Origin of the sequence: Streptomyces sp. Je 1-332, assembly GCF_040730185.1 — a bacterium.
Taxonomy (GTDB): domain Bacteria; phylum Actinomycetota; class Actinomycetes; order Streptomycetales; family Streptomycetaceae; genus Streptomyces.
In genome coordinates, this window is record NZ_CP160402.1 from 3,760,522 (window position 1) to 3,778,208 (window position 17,687).

General features: G+C 69.9%; 16 protein-coding genes. 8 read left to right on the forward strand and 8 right to left on the reverse strand.

Annotated elements, in window-relative coordinates:
* Window positions 1-321 precede the first annotated feature (321 nt).
* Together ABXJ52_RS16885 and ABXJ52_RS16890 are read right to left on the reverse strand one after the other, a co-directional pair.
* A complete protein-coding gene (locus ABXJ52_RS16885) occupies window positions 322-480 on the reverse strand; it encodes a hypothetical protein (protein ID WP_367043349.1) in 159 nt (52 codons plus the stop codon).
* Between the two features lie 112 nt (window positions 481-592).
* On the reverse strand, window positions 593-1,873 hold the full coding sequence (locus tag ABXJ52_RS16890) for an MFS transporter (RefSeq protein ID WP_367043351.1): 1,281 nt from the start codon (window positions 1,871-1,873) through the stop codon (window positions 593-595).
* A gap of 271 nt (window positions 1,874-2,144) precedes the next feature.
* On the opposite strand from ABXJ52_RS16890, the gene ABXJ52_RS16895 reads away from it, so the two are divergent.
* Window positions 2,145-2,906, forward strand: a complete 762-nt coding sequence (locus tag ABXJ52_RS16895) for a phosphoglyceromutase (protein ID WP_367043355.1) — start codon at window positions 2,145-2,147, stop codon at window positions 2,904-2,906.
* A gap of 125 nt (window positions 2,907-3,031) precedes the next feature.
* Here the strand turns inward: ABXJ52_RS16895 and ABXJ52_RS16900 are convergent, their stop codons facing one another.
* The 3 genes from ABXJ52_RS16900 to mshA all read right to left on the reverse strand — a co-directional run bounded on the left by ABXJ52_RS16900 (window position 3,032) and on the right by mshA (window position 6,702).
* Window positions 3,032-4,708, reverse strand: a complete 1,677-nt coding sequence (locus ABXJ52_RS16900) for a glycosyl hydrolase family 28-related protein (RefSeq protein WP_367043358.1) — start codon at window positions 4,706-4,708, stop codon at window positions 3,032-3,034.
* Between the two features lie 145 nt (window positions 4,709-4,853).
* Entirely contained in the window at window positions 4,854-5,363 is a 510-nt protein-coding gene (locus tag ABXJ52_RS16905; protein WP_367043361.1) for a YbjN domain-containing protein, read from the reverse strand.
* On the reverse strand, window positions 5,356-6,702 hold the full coding sequence (gene mshA, locus ABXJ52_RS16910; RefSeq protein ID WP_367043363.1) for a D-inositol-3-phosphate glycosyltransferase: 1,347 nt from the start codon (window positions 6,700-6,702) through the stop codon (window positions 5,356-5,358). The genes ABXJ52_RS16905 and mshA overlap by 8 nt, the downstream gene beginning before the upstream one ends.
* A 220-nt stretch (window positions 6,703-6,922) precedes the next feature.
* Here mshA and ABXJ52_RS16915 point away from each other — a divergent pair, with 220 nt between their 5' ends.
* The 3 genes from ABXJ52_RS16915 to ABXJ52_RS16925 all read left to right on the forward strand — a co-directional run bounded on the left by ABXJ52_RS16915 (window position 6,923) and on the right by ABXJ52_RS16925 (window position 10,692).
* Window positions 6,923-7,720: a class I SAM-dependent methyltransferase gene (locus ABXJ52_RS16915; protein WP_367043366.1), complete on the forward strand. Its 798-nt coding sequence runs from the start codon at window positions 6,923-6,925 to the stop codon at window positions 7,718-7,720.
* A gap of 216 nt (window positions 7,721-7,936) precedes the next feature.
* Window positions 7,937-8,986, forward strand: coding sequence for an NlpC/P60 family protein (locus ABXJ52_RS16920; protein WP_367043369.1), 1,050 nt, complete (start codon window positions 7,937-7,939; stop codon window positions 8,984-8,986).
* A gap of 356 nt (window positions 8,987-9,342) precedes the next feature.
* On the forward strand, window positions 9,343-10,692 hold the full coding sequence (locus ABXJ52_RS16925) for a SpoIIE family protein phosphatase (RefSeq protein WP_367043371.1): 1,350 nt from the start codon (window positions 9,343-9,345) through the stop codon (window positions 10,690-10,692).
* Between the two features lie 29 nt (window positions 10,693-10,721).
* Here the strand turns inward: ABXJ52_RS16925 and ABXJ52_RS16930 are convergent, their stop codons facing one another.
* From ABXJ52_RS16930 to ABXJ52_RS16940, 3 genes are all read right to left on the reverse strand, one after another.
* Window positions 10,722-11,075 carry a DUF2516 family protein gene (locus ABXJ52_RS16930; protein WP_367043374.1) on the reverse strand — a complete coding sequence of 118 codons (354 nt, stop codon included), beginning with the start codon at window positions 11,073-11,075 and terminating at the stop codon, window positions 10,722-10,724.
* Window positions 11,076-11,235: 160 nt separating this feature from the next.
* The gene (locus tag ABXJ52_RS16935; RefSeq protein ID WP_367043376.1) at window positions 11,236-11,853 is read right to left on the reverse strand and encodes a hypothetical protein; all 618 of its coding nucleotides are present in this window, start codon (window positions 11,851-11,853) and stop codon (window positions 11,236-11,238) included.
* A 63-nt stretch (window positions 11,854-11,916) separates the two neighbouring features.
* The gene (locus tag ABXJ52_RS16940; RefSeq protein ID WP_367043379.1) at window positions 11,917-12,357 is read right to left on the reverse strand and encodes a helix-turn-helix transcriptional regulator; all 441 of its coding nucleotides are present in this window, start codon (window positions 12,355-12,357) and stop codon (window positions 11,917-11,919) included.
* 342 nt (window positions 12,358-12,699) lie between these two features.
* Here ABXJ52_RS16940 and ABXJ52_RS16945 point away from each other — a divergent pair, with 342 nt between their 5' ends.
* The 4 genes from ABXJ52_RS16945 to ABXJ52_RS16960 are packed head-to-tail and all read left to right on the forward strand — an operon-like array spanning window position 12,700 to window position 17,468.
* On the forward strand, window positions 12,700-13,395 hold the full coding sequence (locus ABXJ52_RS16945) for a TnsA-like heteromeric transposase endonuclease subunit (RefSeq protein ID WP_367043382.1): 696 nt from the start codon (window positions 12,700-12,702) through the stop codon (window positions 13,393-13,395).
* Window positions 13,361-15,472 carry a Mu transposase C-terminal domain-containing protein gene (locus ABXJ52_RS16950; RefSeq protein ID WP_367043385.1) on the forward strand — a complete coding sequence of 704 codons (2,112 nt, stop codon included), beginning with the start codon at window positions 13,361-13,363 and terminating at the stop codon, window positions 15,470-15,472. The genes ABXJ52_RS16945 and ABXJ52_RS16950 overlap by 35 nt, the downstream gene beginning before the upstream one ends.
* Window positions 15,463-16,506 (forward strand): ATP-binding protein, encoded by a 1,044-nt coding sequence (locus ABXJ52_RS16955; RefSeq protein ID WP_367043388.1) that lies wholly within the window; start codon window positions 15,463-15,465, stop codon window positions 16,504-16,506. The genes ABXJ52_RS16950 and ABXJ52_RS16955 overlap by 10 nt, the downstream gene beginning before the upstream one ends.
* Window positions 16,506-17,468, forward strand: coding sequence for a hypothetical protein (locus ABXJ52_RS16960; RefSeq protein WP_367043389.1), 963 nt, complete (start codon window positions 16,506-16,508; stop codon window positions 17,466-17,468). The genes ABXJ52_RS16955 and ABXJ52_RS16960 overlap by 1 nt, the downstream gene beginning before the upstream one ends.
* Window positions 17,469-17,687 lie beyond the last annotated feature (219 nt).

Consider the following 17,687-nt stretch of genomic DNA (forward strand, 5'->3'; position numbering starts at 1 on the left):
GGCGCCGGTGGAGGGGGCCTGACCTTCGCATCGGACCGGGCTCCGCTGGTGGTGGGGGCCTGGCCCCCGCACCGACCCGGACTCCGCCAGTGGGAGGCCGGCCCCTCACACCGGCCCCGGACCCCCACCGCCGGACGGAGTCCGGCACAGCGCTCCGAAGCCTGGGAGGCGCCCCGGCGCCGAGCAGTGCGAGGGGCGCACGAGGAAAGGTGACGGGGGCGCCGGTGGAGGGGGCCTGACCTTCGCATCGGACCCGCTGCGTGAGGGTGTGCCCCGCCGCTGGTGCGGGGCACACCCTTGTGTGCTGGGAGCGGTGGCGGCTCAGCCGCAGCAGCCGCCGCACTGGCACGGTCCGCCCGACTGGCAGCCGCAGCCGCAGCCCGAGCCGCAGCCGCAGGAGCCAAGGAGCACGAGCTCGGGCAGGCCGGGCGTCTTCGCCGGCTGCCCGGGGGCGGTTTCGGTCTTGGGGGACTCGGCCATGGGTCTCCTCCTCGAAGGCGTACTGCCTGATGCCCATTCCATGCCCACTGGGAGGGGCGCAGCAACGGCGCACACGCGCGCGGGTGTTGACGGGCGGGCAGCGGCGCCGCCCCTATGCGCGGGCGGGAAGATCGGCGGCCTCGCCGGACGCGGGAGCCGCCGGCACGGCGACCGTTTCCACCGTCTCCCCCTCGGCGGGCAGCCCCCGCATCAGCGACCAGTAGCCGAGGGCGGCGACCGTTCCGATGACCGCGCAGGTGGCCCAGAGCCACTGGGCCCCGAAGCGGTCGATGACGAAGCCGGACATCAGCGGGGCGACGAGCGAGGCCACGGCCCACGACAGGGTGTACATGCCCTGGTAGCGGCCCCTGCCGTGGGTCGGCGAGAGGCGTACGACGAGGCCGGTCTGAGTGGGGGCGTTGACGATCTCGGCGAGGGTCCAGACGCACACGGTCAGGGCGAAGACGCCGATGGACCCGGCGAAGGCGGTGAGGCCGAAGCCGTAGCCGGCGAGCAGCGCGGAGATGACAAGGAGCCGCTGCGGGTCGCGGTGTTCGATGAACCGGGTGACGGGGATCTGTAGGGCGACGATCAGTACGCCGTTGACGGCGATGGCCACTCCGTAGTCGGCGGGTGTGAACCCGGCCTCTCCCATGGCGACGGGCAGCCCCACGGAGCCCTGCATGAAGATCAGCGCGATGAGGAACGAGAGCCCGACCACACCCATGAAGCGCCCGTCACGCAGGACGGTCCCCAGCCCGACCTCCGGATCCGACTCCTTCTCCAGGGCGGTCCGCACCGGCCGCGACTCCGGCAGCTTCATGAAGACGACGATGGCGCAGACCATGGTCATCACGGCTTCGATGAGGAACCCGGCGAGGTAGCTGAACTCGGCGATGAAGCCCGCGCCCGCGGACGAGATCGCGAACCCGAGGTTGATGGCCCAGTAGTTGAGCGAGAAGGCCCGCACCCGGTCCTCGGGGCGGACGATGTCGGCCATCATCGCCTGCACGGCGGGCCGGGACGCGTTGCTCGCCATGCCGACGAGGAAGGCGACGGCCGCGATGGCCAGGGGGTCCTTCATGAAGCCGAGGAGGGCCACGGAGAGCGCGGTGGACGCCTGGGCGATGAGGAGGGTGGGCCGCCGCCCGAGCCGGTCGGTCATCACGCCCGCGCCGAGCGAGGAGACGACTCCGCCGAGTCCGTGCAGGGCGGCGACTAGACCGGCGTACGTCGCGGAGTAGCCGCGGTCGAGGGTCAGATAGAGCGCCATGAAGGTGGCGACGAAGGCGCCGAGGCGGTTGACGAGGGTGCTGATCCACAGCCACCAGAACTCGCGGGGAAGACCGGAGACGGACTCCTTGGCGGCGCGTCTCAGGGCGGCGAGTGGCATAGGGGTCCCCCCACAGGATCTGACGGGCAGGTGAGTGCCGACGCATGAGCGCGCCGAGGTACGAGTGCCGTAACGCCGCAGCGCCGCAGCGTCGCAGCGTCGCAGCGTCGAAATGTAAGTGTCTCTACCGATGCTCGAACATTACGACGCACTGACCCGGAAGAGCCAGTGGATTGGCAGAACCCGTCAACTGACGCCGCCCTCACGGCCGCCCTGTCCGGGCCGCGGGCGGACGCGCGGGGCACCCGGCGGTTCGATTACGCTCAGGGGCATGGCCGACGCACCGTACAAGCTGATCCTCCTCCGCCACGGCGAGAGCGAGTGGAACGAGAAGAACCTGTTCACCGGCTGGGTGGACGTCAACCTCACCGCGAAGGGCGAGAAGGAGGCGACGCGGGGCGGCGAGCTGCTCAAGGACGCCGGGCTGCTCCCCGACGTGGTCCACACGTCCCTCCAGAAGCGCGCGATCCGCACCGCCCAGCTCTCCCTGGAGTCCGCCGACCGCCTCTGGATCCCGGTCCACCGCAGCTGGCGCCTGAACGAGCGGCACTACGGCGCGCTGCAGGGCAAGGACAAGGCGCAGACGCTCGCCGAGTTCGGCGAGGAGCAGTTCATGCTCTGGCGCCGCTCGTACGACACCCCGCCGCCGGCGCTCGACCGCGACGCGGAGTACTCGCAGTTCGAGGACCCGCGTTACGCGACGCTCCCGCCGGAGCTGCGCCCGCAGACGGAGTGCCTCAAGGACGTCGTGGTCCGGATGCTCCCGTACTGGTTCGACGGCATCGTCCCGGACCTCCTGACCGGCAGGACGGTCCTGGTAGCGGCCCACGGCAACTCGCTGCGCGCCCTGGTCAAGCACCTGGACGGCATCTCGGACGAGGACATCGCGGGCCTGAACATCCCGACGGGCATCCCGCTGTCGTACGAACTGGACGCCGAGTTCAAGCCGCTGAAGGCCGGAGGCACGTACCTCGACCCCGACGCGGCGAAGGCGGCCATCGAGGCGGTCAAGAACCAGGGCAAGAAGAAGTAAGCAGGACGATCACGCCCCGGCCCGCGCCTATGGCGCGGGCCGGGGCTCTCGCACGGCCGAAGGGTCAACCTCACGGACCGCCCGCGTCCGAGATCCCCCGGGCGAGCTCGCCAAGGCGGTGAGGACTACAGGTCCCGCTGGGCCTCGTACAGGTTCCGTGGGCGTACCGCGTTCGTCGTGCCGTAGAGCTCCAGGCGTGCGTGCAGGTCTCCGGAGAAGTCCGGTACGTCGATCTGGTCGAACTCGCGGACCTCGTTGATGCCCACCGTGGCGCTGTACGGGGCCAGGCCGTCGATCTTTACCAGGCCCGCCCGCTCGTTGGTGACGCGGATGTTCCAGTGGGTGAAGCGGGCTCCGAAGAGGGGGCCCGCGCTGGTGTCTCCTCCGTGGCGGCCGTTGTTCTCGACCGTGATGTCCGTGCGGACGTTCGCGAAGGGCATGCCCCTGTGGCTGTCGAACGTGCCCATCTCCATCTCGCCCCGGGACCAGACGTTGTAGGAGGACAGGCCCTCTACGTTGATGCCGTGGAGCTGGGTGTCCGAGGGCGCCGGGGTCGTGCGCCGGTCTATGCGGAAGTCCTCCGTCAGGTTGTCGTGCGAACCCTCCCGGCAGAAGTACGGGTGGTGCGCACCCCGGCCGGTGACACGTGTGCGGCGCAGGGTGCAGGCCGATGCGCTGACCAGGCCGAAGCCGTTGTCCACGTGCCGGACCACGATGTCGTCCGCCCAGCAGTCGTACGCGCACTGGAACGTGACCCCGTTGTAGCCCTTGTCCAGGAGGTGCGGGGACTGGGGCTTCTCGACTGCTTCGAGGGTCAGTGCTTCGACTCCCGCGCCCGTGAGTGCCGTTACGTGCGTCGTCAGGCGCGGGCCCCACTCCTCGCGTACGTCCAACGGAAGCGGCCGCTCCAGGGTGACCGTGCTTTTGTTTACCGAAGTGATCCGCACCGGCCACTCATAGGGGACGTACGACGTGAGCTTCGTCTTGTCGTCCCAGGTGTACGCCTCCGGGCCATCGCCCCCGCCCGCCATGTGCTCCAGGAGCGTGTGGTCCGCGTCGTCCGCGAGGCGCAGCAGCACCAGGTCGCCCTTGTGGAGGCGGGAGGGGTCCGTGACCCTCAGGGCGCGGTCGCCCCGGCGCGCGGGGGCCGTGGTCGTGAGCGTCTGCCATGCGTCGCGTTTGTTGCCCGTCCAGCCCTCGAAAGGCCACTCCTTCGCCCTGATGGCCGTCGTCAGCGACTCCCAACGTGACTGCGGGCAGAGCCAGATGAGGCCGCCCGCCCAGGACCAGCTGGACTTGTCGCCGCCGTACCGGGAGCCGTACGGGCCGATCAGTTCCGTGAGGCTCTTCGTCGCGTGGAGGGTGGTGCGGGCACTGCCCGCCCCGCGGAGCACCACGTTGTCGTGGGCGATGCGGATGATGTCGTCGATGCGGTAGTCGCCGGGCGGGATGACGACCGCGCCGCCGCCCCTCGCTCCCGCGTCCGCCAGGGCGCGGTTGATCGCCGGGGCCGCGTCCTGCGTGCCGTCCGGCCTCGCTCCGTAGTCCCTTACGTTCGCGACCACCTTGGGGCGAGGGAGGCGGCGGGTGCCGCAGTGGGCGCCTGCGCGGGCTACGTAGGGGACCTGGGGGTGCGTGTACGGGGTTGCCTTGAACTCCCCCCAGAGAAGGGGGGTTTCGCCTGCTCCCGCGTGTGCCTGTGTCGACCCACCGCTCGCGGTGACCACCGCCACGACCATCGCGCCGCCGAGTACGCCACGTCTGCTGGGGTGTTCCATGCCCATGCCCATGCCCCTGCCCATGCCCGCCGCCACCTTCCATGGATGTGAACGCCATTCACGTCTGCGATGGGCGCGAGCATGCCATGGGTGCCCCCTACGGGGAAGGAGTCGCGCTAAGCCTCTTGGCTCTCCGGTGCCAGCCCGCCTCAGCCCGCGTCAGCCCGTGTCAGCCCGCGTCAGTCCTGCGCGGCTGGGTCAGGTGAGTGAACGCGTCCAGGTTGCGCGTGGACTCGCCCCGCGACACCCGCCACGCGTACTCCTTGCGGATCGCCGACGCGAATCCCAGCTCCAGGAGCGTGTTGAAGGAGCCGTCCGCGTTCTCCAGGACCGAGCCGAGCAGACGGTCGAGCTCGTCCGGGGTGACCGCCGAGAGCGGGAGCTTTCCGGTGAGGTAGATGTCGCCGAGGGAGTCGATCGCGTAACTCACGCCGTACAGGCGGAGGTTGCGCTCGAGGAGCCAGCGGTGCACCGCGTCGTGGTTCTCCTCGGGGTGCCTGATCACGAACGCCGTCAGCGACAGCGCGTGCTTGCCGAGCTTCACGGAGAGGGTCGTCGACAGTTTGCGCGTGCCGGGGAGCGTCACCACGTACGAGCCCGGCTCCGGGCTCTCCCACTCCAGGTCCGCCTCCGTCAGCGTCCCCTCGATGATCTCCGCCGCGCCCGCCTCATCAGCCATGATGCGAGCGTACGCGACGCCTGTGCTCGTGCACGGCCGCCGTGTACACGTCCGCCGTGGCCGAAGCGGCCGTGTCCCAGCCGAAGGACTCCGCGTGCAGCGCGGCGGCCTCACCCATCCGGTCCGCGAGGTGCGGGGTCTCGGCGAAGTCGCGCAGCACGCGCGCGTAGTGGGCCGGTTCGTGGCCGTCCATCAGGAAGCCCGTGACCCCGTCGCGTACGGCGACCGGCAGACCGCCCACCGACGCCGCGAGGACCGGAGTGCCCGCCGCCTGGGCCTCGATGGCCACGAGCCCGAACGACTCGCTGTACGACGGCATCACCAGGACCGAGGCCGCCCTGAACCAGTCCGCGAGCTGCTCCTGGCCCACCGGCGGCTGGAAACGGACGACGTCCGCGATGCCGAGGCGCGCGGCCAGCTTCTGCAGCCCCTCCGGCTTCGCGAGACCGCTGCCGCTCGGGCCGCCCACCACGGGGACGACGATGTTCGAACGGAGCTCGGGGCGCTGGTCGAGGAGGACGGCCACCGCGCGGAGCAGGACGTCCGGCGCCTTCAGGGGCTGGATGCGGCCCGCGAAGAGCGGGACGAGCGCGTCCTGCGGAAGGCCGAGGCGGTGGCGGGCCGCCGCGCGGCCGTCGGCGGGCCGGAAGCGGTCGAGGTTCACGCCGGGGTGGACGACGGCGACCTTGCCGGCCTCGGCCTCGTAGTGCCGTACGAGCTCGTCGGCCTCTTCGGAGGTGTTGGCGATCAGCCGGTCGGCCGCCCGCACGATCTGCGTCTCGCCGATCACGCGCGCCGCCGGCTCGGGGGTGTCGCCCGCCGCGAGCGCCGCGTTCTTGACCTTGGCCATCGTGTGCATGGCGTGCACCAGCGGCACGCCCCAGCGTTCGGCGGCGAGCCAGCCGACATGGCCGCTGAGCCAGTAGTGGGAGTGGACCAGGTCGTAGTGGCCCGGACGGTGGCCCGCCCACGCCTGCATCACACCGTGCGTGAAGGCACAGAGCTGGGCGGGCAGCTCCTCCTTCGCCAGGCCTTCGTACGGACCCGCGTCGACGTGGCGCACGAGGACGCCGGGGGCCAGTTCGACGGAGGGCGGCAGCGCGCCCGTCGTCGAGCGCGTGAAGATCTCGACCTCGATGTTGATGGCGGCCAGGCGCTTGGCCAGCTCCACGATGTAGACGTTCATGCCGCCCGCGTCGCCCGTGCCCGGCTGGTGCAGCGGGGAGGTGTGCACGCTGAGCATGGCCACCCGGCGGGGGCGCCGGTGGGTGCCGGGGATCCGCAGCCTGCTGGGCGCTGCCGGCGAGCGACGGCCGAGCCTGGTCACGTACTGGCTCACGTGGCGGTCCTCCTTGTGCGCGCGCGGGCATGGCTTGCGGGAGGGCGTGCACGGTCCTCCAGTGGGAGAACATCGGAAGGAGCCGCTCCATTTCCTGTTTGCCAAATCATTACCGGCCAAGGCTCAACCGGTGAGCGCACGGCCAGCGCACGGCCAGCGCACGGCGAGCGCACCCGGCTCGGTCGCGTACCCCGCCACCAGGGCGCATACCCTTTCCCCCATGGCCTCCCGCACCCCTTCCCGCCCCGTGGGAACGGTGACGCGCGGGACCACCAACCCCAACCGCCTGCGTCGCATGGACCGCTGGATCGCCGCCACGCACGGCGCCGAGCTGCGCCGCTCCACCGATCCCCTCGCCGTCGACCTCGGCTACGGGGCCGCGCCCTGGACCGCCGTCGAGCTGCTCCTGCGGCTGAGAACCGCCGCCCCGCACGCGCGCGTGGTCGGCGTCGAGATCGATCCGGCGCGGGTCGCGGCCGCGAAGCCGTACGAGAGGGAAGGGCTGTCCTTCCGGCACGGCGGCTTCGAGATCCCGCTGCCGGGGAGACCCACGCTGATCCGGGCCGCGAACGTGCTCCGGCAGTACGACGAGGAACAGGTCGCCGCCGTGTGGGAACGCCTGTGCGGGCGGCTCGCGCCCGGTGGGCTGCTCGTGGAGGGGACGTGCGACGAGATCGGGCGGCGGCACGTCTGGGTCGCGCTCGGGCCCGAAGGACCGCGCACGGTGACCTTCGCGACCCGCCTCGGTTCGCTGGACCGGCCGTCCGACCTCGCCGAGCGCCTGCCCAAGGCGCTGATCCACCGGAACGTGCCGGGCGAGCCGGTGCACGCGTTCCTGCGCGACTTCGACCGCGCCTGGGCCGCCGCAGCCCCCTACGCCTCTTACGGCGCGCGGCAGCGGTGGATGCGGGCGGTGCGGGACCTGGCGGCGGACTGGCCGGTTGCGGACCGCGCCGCGCGCTGGCGGCAGGGTGAAGTGACGGTTCCGTGGGGAGCGTTGGCGCCGCGTCAGGGGTGAACGCGCGGGGTGCCTACGGGTGAATTCGCGAGGCGGCGCCGGGTGAACTCCGCGTGCGGCGCGCCGCGAAGGGAACGATCTACGCGTGCCGTTCGTCACATGGGGCGGGTGGGGATCGGAGTTGTTGCTGTGCCCTGTCGCATTGCGCGTCGGCGTGGCACCATCCCCGGGGCACCCGTAAGTTACTGACGGTAAATCAGCTCTGGGGAGGCGGACGTGACCGGCAAGCGGAGTTCGACTGTGGCCGGCCTGGCGCTGATCTGCGCGGCAGCGGTGCTCGGCGCACCGGGCACGGCCCACGCGAGTCCGGCGAAGCCAACGCCCGGCAAGGCCAAGTCCCTTGAGGACCTGCGCAAGGAGATCGAGAAGCTCTACCACGACGCGGGCGTCGCCACGGACGCGTACAACGCGGCGGAGGAGAAGAGCGAGAAGCAGTCCAAGCAGATCGTGAAGCTCGCCCGGTCCATCACCGAGGGCCAGCAGAAGCTGGACAAGCTCAAGTCCCGCGCGGGCGCCGCCGCCCGCGCCCAGTACCGCAGCGGCGGGATGTCCTCCGAGGCCCGGCTGATGCTGAGCGACGACCCCCAGGAGTTCCTCGACGGAGCCGGGCGGATGCGGCAGGGCCACAAGGCCACCAAGGGCATGATGACGGAGATGGAGCGGACGCAGGAAGACCTGCGGATCTACGCCAAGGACGCCACCGCCCAGTGGAAGAAGCTGGAAGCCAACCGCAAGGCGAAGGCCGAGTCGAAGAAGAAGATCAAGAAGAAGATCGAGGCCGCCGAGGAGATGGAGTCCAAGCTCGAGAAGAAGGAGCTCGAACGGCTCCGGAAGCTCGAGGAGGAGGCCCAGCTCAAGAAGCAGTCGGCGTGGGTGAGTTCAGGTGTCCTGAAGGACATCAAGGGCAAGGCGAGCGGCCCCGGCAAGAAGGCCATCGAGTTCGCCACCGCGCAGATCGGCAAGCCGTACGTCTGGGGCGCCGAGGGCCCGTCCTCGTACGACTGCTCCGGACTCACGTCCAAGGCATGGGCCGCCGCGGGCAAGGGCATCCCGCGCACGTCACAGGAGCAGTGGAAGCAACTGCCGCGCATCGACATCAAGAACATGCGCCCCGGCGACCTGATCATCTACCACGCGGACGCCAGCCACGTCGGGATGTACGTGGGTGACGGAGCGATCGTGCACGCGCCGCGGCCGGGGCGCGATGTCACCGTCGCGGGCGCGGGCTCGATGAAGATCCTCGGGGTCGTGCGGCCCGACAAGTAGGGGTTCAGGGCCCGACAAGTAGCAGGTGCGGGACCCGGCAAGTAGAAGGTTCGGGGCCCGACAAGTAGGGGTTTCAGCCTCCCGAAGCAGCCCTTTGGGGCCCGGCGCCCGCTCTGTGCCGTACGTCATGTGACCCACCGCACCCTCGGCCCGCCTCTCAACCCTCCGGGCGTGATGTTCGTCATCCCTGCCGGAGGCCGTAGTGCCCAATTGCGGTCCTTGTTGCGGCATATGACGGTGGCTGTTTTTCGCGCGCCATTCCAATCGGGCCTCGGCTAACGCTATGGTCCCCTGTCGGTGGAGCGTTCGACCGTCGATCCACCATGCCCTCGGGGGGAGGGAAGGAAACCGAAGCCATGCCCGTACCCATACCGCGGCAGAGGGCGATCCCGGCCGCGGAAGGCGGTCAGGCTCACGCTCTGCCGACGCCGACGCCCGCTCCCGTGCGGGCGCCCGAACCCATACCCGCACCCCTGGAAGCCCTGGACCCCGTGCCGGCGCCCAGGGACACCGACCAGCAGGCGAGCGGCCCCGGCCTCAGCCTCCTGGTGATCGAGGACGACCCGGTGGGCTCCCTGAGCGTCCCCCAGATGCTCGACTCCGCCGGCAAGCCCATCAGGGTCCGCACCGCCCGCAACCTCACCGAGGCCGAGCGGCTGCTCACCGACGACGTGCACTGCATCCTGCTCGACCTGGCCCTCGCCGTCCCGGCCGCCACCCCCGAAGAGGAGGCGGACGAGCTCGCCACGCTCAAGCACGTCCTGCGCCTCGCGCCCCGGCACGCCGTCCTCGCGCTCACCGCGAGCGGCGACACCGAGGGCGGCGCGGAGGCCGTGCGGGTCGGCGCCCAGGACTATCTCTTCCGTGACGAGCTGGACGGGCGGCTCCTGAGCCGCGCCATCCGGTACGCCGTGGAGCGCAAGCGCGCGGACGCCGCCCAGCGCCAGCTGACGGAGTCGCGTCTGCGGGCCCAGGAGAACGCCCGTCTGGAGCGCGGTCTGCTGCCGACGCCGCTCCTGGACGGCTCACCGCTGCGGTTCGCCGCGCGCTACCGCCCGGGGCGCTCACGGGCGCTGCTCGGCGGCGACTTCTACGACACGGTGCGCACCCCCGACGGCTCCGTGCACGTCATGATCGGCGACGTCTGCGGCCACGGCCCCGACGAGGCGGCGCTCGGCGTCGAGCTGCGCATCGCCTGGCGGACGCTGACCTTCGCGGGCCTGTGCGGCGACGAGCTGCTCAGCACGCTGCAGAAGGTCTTGGAGCACGAGCGCGCCGACGACGAGATCTTCGCGACGCTCTGCACGGTCGACATCGCCCCCGACGGCCGCCGCGCCGGGCTCTGCCTCGCGGGCCACCCGTCACCGCTGATCGCGCGCGACGGCCACCTCGCCGAGCTCCTGCCGTACGAGAACAACGGCCCCGCGCTCGGACTCCTGCCGAACGCCCGCTGGCCGCGCCGCCAGGTGGAGCTCGGCGGCAAGTGGAGCCTGATGCTCTACACGGACGGCCTGATCGAGGGGCGCATCGGCCAGGGCAACCAGCGCCTCGGCCAGGACGGCATGGTGGAGATGCTGCGCCGCCAGATCGCCGCGGGCCTGCGGGGCGACGAGCTCCTGGAGGCCGCGGTGAACGAGGTGCGCGAGCTGAACGGCGGGGATCTGACCGACGACGTGGCCGTGCTGCTGCTCGACCGGGACCGCTGACGGCCCCTGCCGCACGGCCGGCGAGAGCCTCAGCGGCCGCCGTTGTACGGCCCGTACGGACCGTCGCTGCTGGAGCCGCGGCGTCCGCCGCCTCCGCCGCCGGTGATCTGCCGCACCGCGGGCCGCACGTCGACCATGTAGACGATGGTCGCGATGAGGCCGATGATCGGCAGGAACGACAGGATGTTGAAGATCAGGTTCACGATGAAGGCGAGCCCGAGGATGATCAGCCAGAACGGCTTGGTCTTCTTGTCCGCCGCGCGATAGGCGTCCTCACGCCGGATGGCCGCGTCGACGAGCGCGAAGCCGCTGAAGACGATCAGCGCCAACGACAGCAGCCACATGAAGTTCGCGAACCCCTGCATCAGCACTACGTCCACCACCAGTCTCGGCTCTTGAAGCCATACAAGCCCCGCAAGGCGTACAAGCCCCGCAAGGCATCGAAGCTCTTGAGTACGCGGACACCGTACCCGCTACCCGATGAACGGGCCGGGCACTTCGAGAGTGCCCGGCCCTACACATGACAACCGATCCGCCGCGCGCCTACTTGGCGGGCGGCGTGGTCTTCTTCGCCACCGGCTTACGGGGGGCCGGGGCCTTCTTGGCGGCCGGCTTCTTCGCCGGGGCGGCGGCGGCCTTCGGCTCGGTGGAGGCCGGCCCGGTGGAGGCCGAGGTGCCCGACTCGGCGGAGGCCGGCTTCTCGGGGGCGTCCGGCTCGACGGCCACGGCCAGCTCGGTGATCTCGTCGGCGGCCTCGCCGCGCCAGGTGCGCACGGCCTGCTCGCCGTGCTCGGCGACCTCTTCGTACTTCTCGCGCGCCTTCACGGCGTACTCGGCGGCCACGCCGACCGAGCTGAGGGCGAAGCCCTGCGCGCTCTCGCCCAGCTTCTTCAGGTCGGTGTCGAACGAGCCGAGCAGCTCGGTGACCCTGGCCTGAAGGGTCTCCTGCGCCTCCTTGGCGCGGGCGACAGCCTTGTCCTGGACGGCCTTGGTGTCGGTGTTGCGCACGGCGTCGATACGGGTCGGCGCCTCGGCGAGCAGCTGCTCGATGGCGCCCGGCACCTTCTTCGCCTGCTGGAACGCGAGGTCGGCGGTGCCGACGACGAAGTAGGCGGGGGTGGTGTCGGTGAGGGTGTTGCGCAGGTCGTCCTTGATGGCCATGGCGATGGTCCTCCCGGGTTCGCGTCAGCTCGTACAGCTCGGTGGTCGGCTCGTACAGGTCGGTCAGCTTGAGGGGTCGTCCTTGGGGGCGGCATCCGCGTCATCCGCGATGTCCAGGGCATCCGCGACGTCCACGTCGTCCGCGTACTCCGAGACCTCGAAGCCGTTCTCTTTTCTGAACGACTCGTAGATCTGCAACAGGACCTGCTTCTGCCGCTCGTTGATGGAGGGGTCGGCGAGGATGACGGCGCGCGTCTCCAGCTCGTCCCGCTCCTTCTCGTCGAGGATCCCGGCCCGGACATAGAGCGTCTCGGCGGAGATCCGCAGCGCTTTGGCCACCTGTTGCAGCACGTCGGCGCTCGGCTTGCGCAGGCCGCGCTCGATCTGGCTCAGATACGGATTGGACACTCCGGCGGCGTCGGCGAGCTGCCTGAGCGAGAGCTGCGCGTTGCGCCGCTGCTCACGCAGGTACTCACCGAGATTGCCGACGTTGAGTGATGCCATGCGTCGATACTGCACACCCCTTGCTAACTATTGCAAGCGCCTGCTTGCAAAAGTGCGCCACGCCACTCAATAGGGGTGCGATCTGGGGTACGTGTCCCGTCTCCGTGCAGTTGAGGCAGTCCCGGTCTTTGTGAGGCATCTGGGCACACGTCTCGCTCAATCTCGGGCATTCGGTGTGATGTCTCGGGCAATCTGAGGCAGCGGTTCGCTCTGCCTTCTACGGTCGTTACGGCTGGTCAGCGCGCCGAGTGGGGGTGGCTGGTGGAGGCAGGGGATTTCTGGCTGGAGTACGTCGACAGCCGGGGTGAGTCACATGGCGGGCCGCTTGAGGTGGTGTGGCCTGTGCGTTTCGAGGCTGTCGGGCAGGTTCGGGGGTTTCCGTCGTACCGGGGGCAGCGCAATTTCCCCGGCTGGTACTGGGCTGTGACCAGCGCGGAGTTGGTGGGTTACGAGTCATGGGCGGAGCTCAGCCACCTGATGCGTCTGGATGCCGAGCCGGAGGTGGTCGGGGTGGCTTCCCAGCCGTTTCGGCTGTCGTGGCGTTACGGCGGCGGGCGTCGGCGGATCAGGCACACGCCGGACTATTTCGTACGCCGTCGGGACGGCAGGGCTGTGGTGTTGGACGTGCGTCCGGATGAGTTGGTCGAGCCGGAGGACGCGGCGAAGTTCGCGGCCACGGCCGTGGCCTGCGCCCGGGTCGGCTGGGGTTACGAGCGGGTCGGGGTGATCGATCCAGTACTGGCGGCGAATCTGCGCTGGCTGTCGGGCTACCGGCATCCGCGGGTACGGCGTGAGCCGGTGGCGGAGTGTCTGCGGGCGGTGTTCGCCCAACCGCAAGGCTTGCTTGCCGGGGTCCGGGCGGTCGGAGATCCGATCGCCGTGCTGCCGGTGCTCTTCCATCTGCTCTGGCGCCGGGAGCTGGCCGTGGATCTGGTGGGCGAGCGGTTGTCGGCGGTGACGGTGGTGCATCCGGCACCCGTCGCGGCGAGGGAGGTGGAGAGCGATGCCGACACGTCCGCGGCTTCTGTCGCTGGGTGACCGGGTCCGCTACGAGGGGCGCGAGCACAGCGTCGTCGCTCTGCACGGGACGTCGGTGCGGCTGGTCGACGATGCCCAGGGCGCGAGCGTCGTGCTGCTGGGCCATCTGCTGGCCTCCGAGGGGTTCGGCGTGCTCGGCACGGGTCCTTCCCGCCCGCCGTTGCCGCAGGAGGGGGTGCTGGATGGCCTGCCTGCGGAGGAGGCCGAGCGGGTCCGGTGGTGGCAGCGGCACCTGACCGAGCTGATGACGGGCCATCCGGATGCCGATCACGGCACGCCGGTGAGAGCCGAGTACGACCCGGACGTGCGCTCGGTGCGCCAGCGGGAGCTGGCCAAACTCGCCGAACTCCGGGAGACCGGCATGGAGGTGGCCTTGAGCACGCTCCAGCGGCTGCGCGCCCGTTTCGAGCGCGAGGGGGTGGCGGGGCTGGTGGACCGGCGGCTGGTCAAGCCCTCCACGGGGACAGGCCGGGCCGATTCGCGGGTAGTGACGGCGATCGAGAAGGTCGTGAACAGTCGGACCGACGAGGCGACCGTGTCCGCGCAGGTGCTGCGGCGCCAGGTCGAACGGCTCCTGGCGGACGAGCACGGTGTCGGGACGGTGACGCTGCCGTCGCGGGCCGCGTTCTACCGGCTGCTTCAGGCGGTCTCAACGGGACGGCATCTGCTGGGCTCGGCCCGCACCCGCCGCTCGCTGGGCAAGCAGCCGAAGCGGATGTTCGGGCAGCTCGCGGCAGCACGGTCGGGCGAGGTGATGGAGATCGACTCCACACCGCTGGACGTGCTGGTCGTCCATGACGACGGGACGGTGGACCGCTGCGAACTGACCGGGCTGGTGGACCTGGCGACGAAAACTCTGGCGGCAGTTGTGCTGCGTCCGTCGACGAAGGCGGTCGACGCCGCCCTGCTGCTGGCACGGGCGATGACACCGGAGCCGGTGCGACCCGGCTGGTCGGACGCACTGCGCATGTCCCGGTCGGTGCTGCCCTACGCCTCGCTGCTGCCGCTGGACGAGCGGCTCGCCAAGGCCGCCGCGAAGCCGGTGATTGTCCCGGAGACGGTGGTGAGCGACCGGGGCAAGGCATACATCTCGGATAACTTCCGCAACGCCTGCCGCCACTTGGGGATCTCGTTCCAGCCCGCGCACCCCGACACCCCGACTGACAAGCCGCACATCGAGCGGACGCTGGGCTCGGTCTCGACGATGTTCGCCCAGTACGTGGCCGGCTACACCGGCCGCAGCGCCGAGATGCGGGGCAAGGATCCTGCCGCGCAAGCGGCCTGGTCCATCCACGAACTCCAGGAACTCTTGCAGGAGTGGGCTGTGGCCGTCTGGCAGACGAGGCCGCACGACGGGCTGCGGGACCCGCTGATGCCGGACCGTCCGCTGAGCCCGAACGAGAAGTACGCCGCGCTGGTCTCAGCGGCCGGATACGTGCCGGTCGCCCTGGATCAGGAGGAGTACATCCAGCTCATGCCCCGCAAGCGGCGGGTCATCGGATCCGGCGGCGTGCGGATCAACAACCGCACCTACGACGCCCGCGCACTCGGCCCCTACCGGCGTCAGCCCTCCGGAGCCGGTCCGGACGGCAGGCTCTGGGAAGTCCACTACGACCCCTACGACATCTCCCGTGTCTGGGTACGCAACCACCGTGAAGGCGGCTGGATCACCGCGACCTGGCGCCACCTGCGCACCTCTCCCGTCCCCATGGGTGAGCTGATCTTCGACCGGGTCCACCAGGTGCTGGCCGAACGCGAAGGACGCAGACCGGACGAGGAAGCAGTCGCACGCGCCGCGGCCGAACTGCTGGACCGGGCGACCGACGGACCCGACGACCGCCCCACTCGGCGGCAGAAGGGCAAGAACCGAGCGGACGGGCGGCGCGACCGCAAGGCCGCCGCCCGCACCCGGGCCACCAGCGCCGCAGCCTGGCCCCGGCCCGTCTCGTCCGGCCCCGAGGAACCGCCGGACGAAACGACTCACGAATCCGAAGCGGTCGAGGAAGCCGACGAGTTGGCCAAGGTCGTGCCATTGGGCATCTTCGACGCCCGCGAGGAGGCGAAACGATGGTGGTGAACCCCTCCGCCGACGGCATGACACCCACCGACGAGGAACGCGTCGACCCGCCCACGACACTGGCAGGCTGGCGGCACTTCGTCGACAGGGACGCGGCCACCTTCCCACTCGCCTCCGACCGAAGCTGGGAAAGCATGGGTGACCCGGTCCGCAACTCCTATAACGAGCGGCGCATCGACTACCACTCCGAACTGCAAGTCGTGCGGACGTCCACAGTCAACGAAGTCGCCCACCAGGGCAGACTGCTGACCCTGCTCAACCGCCGGGAACACGGCGCCCGGCGGGGCCTGATCATCTCGGGCGAGCGGACCACCGGGAAGACCACCGCCCTGCGGCAGCTCGGCAGGCTGCACGAACTGCGCACCCGGCAGCGCTATCCAGACAGCAGACGGGTCCCGGTCGTCTACGTCACCGCCCCGCCCAAGGGATCGCCCCGAAAACTCGCCATCGAGTTCGCCCGGTTCCTGGGACTACCGGCGATCTCGCCCCGGCACAACACCGTCGACATCACCAGCGCCGCCTGCCAGGTCCTCATCGAGGCCCGCACCGACTTGGTCCTGGTCGACGAGATCCACCTGATGAACCTGGCGACCACTGCCGGTGAAGAACTGTCCGACCACCTCAAATACTTCACGGAGCACCTGCCTGCGACCTTCGTCTATGCGGGCATCGACGTCGAGCACTCCGGACTGTTCACCGGTATCCGCGGCGACCAGATCGCCGGCCGCTGCACACTCCTGCACACCGGCCCCTTCCCGCTCAGCTCCGAGTGGGAGGCACTGGTGGCGACGATGGAGGCCACGCTCCGGCTCCACCACCACACGACCGACACCCTCGCTGGCCTGCACCCCTACCTCCACCAGCGCACCGGAGGAATGATCGGAAGTCTCTCCCACCTGATCCGGGCCGCCGCGATCTCCGCGATCCTCGACGGCAGCGAGCGCATCACCCGTCGTCAGCTCGACACCATCCACGTCGACCATGCCAGCGAAAGGGCCTTCCGGGGCGAAGCCAGACGCGGCAGGACAGCCTGATGGCCGGCCGACAACGAGGTCCTGCTCCCGTCACCTCACTGCCGTTCACTCCGGTCCTGCTCCGTCCGCTGCCACATACGGTCACCCCGTTCGCGAACGAGACGCTCGACTCCTACCGCCGACGCCTCGCTGCCGCGAACCAGACCGAGTTCCGCACCATGCGCAACCCCTCACGCTGGCTCCAGTGCCCGCTCAACGAACTCGAACGGCTGGAACTCATCAGCGGCCAGCCCCGCACCACCCTGCTCTGGGCACTACCGGAATTGCGGCACCACGCACCCGACATCGTCCCGCCACCCGAGACCTTCATCGTCAACCACCGGCCCGCCTGCGACCTCTGCGCCTGGCGCTCCGGCAGCAACGGCCAGCCCATCCACGTCTACATCCGAGGGTTCCACGACAACGTCTGCATCCGTCATCAGCGCTGGCTGAGCTGCGGACACGCGAACGAATCCAAGCAGATCGACCTGGCACAGGCTCCCGAGATCGTGCAGGCTCAGATCCTTCTGGACCAGCTCGAACGTCGACACGGCGCCGCCGTTCTCCTTGAGTGTTACCGCCAGTGCGAAAAGTTCTGGACGGAAGTAGACAGTCGGGCACTGGTGCACCGAGACAGAGATGCCGTTCTCCAGCGAATCTATCGACCCAGCACCAAGACCCTCCCGGACCGCTTCGCCATCCATCGGACACCACGGCTCAAGCGAGTCGCCAACTATCCCCAGGCGGCCAGGCTCACCAAGCTGATCATTTCGCTGGCACTACAGCCTGAACTGGAACGACGAGTCGCACACATCACCAGCGAAACCCAGATCGCGTTCACACAAGCCTTTCCCCTGGATCGCCACCCTCGCGGGATCACAATCCACTGGCTACGCCAACGACTCGGCGTCTTGGCGGAAGCCGTCGCCAAATGCCTCACCTCGAACGAGACAGACGAATCCGAACCGTCTCGCTCAACCTGAGGCACCCCAGGTCAGGGCCTCAGCCTGCCTCATCTTCAGCGAGACCGGACAGTACGACTTGGGCTGACGCCGCCTGGTGCCATGCATGGCACCAGTGGCACCAAATCGCATCACGCGCGGGCGCAGCCTCACGCCCACCCACACCCCTCCCCCCGCTTTACGCAGGCCAGGCCCCTTGCGCCGCCGCGACATCAATAATGACTCGACATGGCACCACAG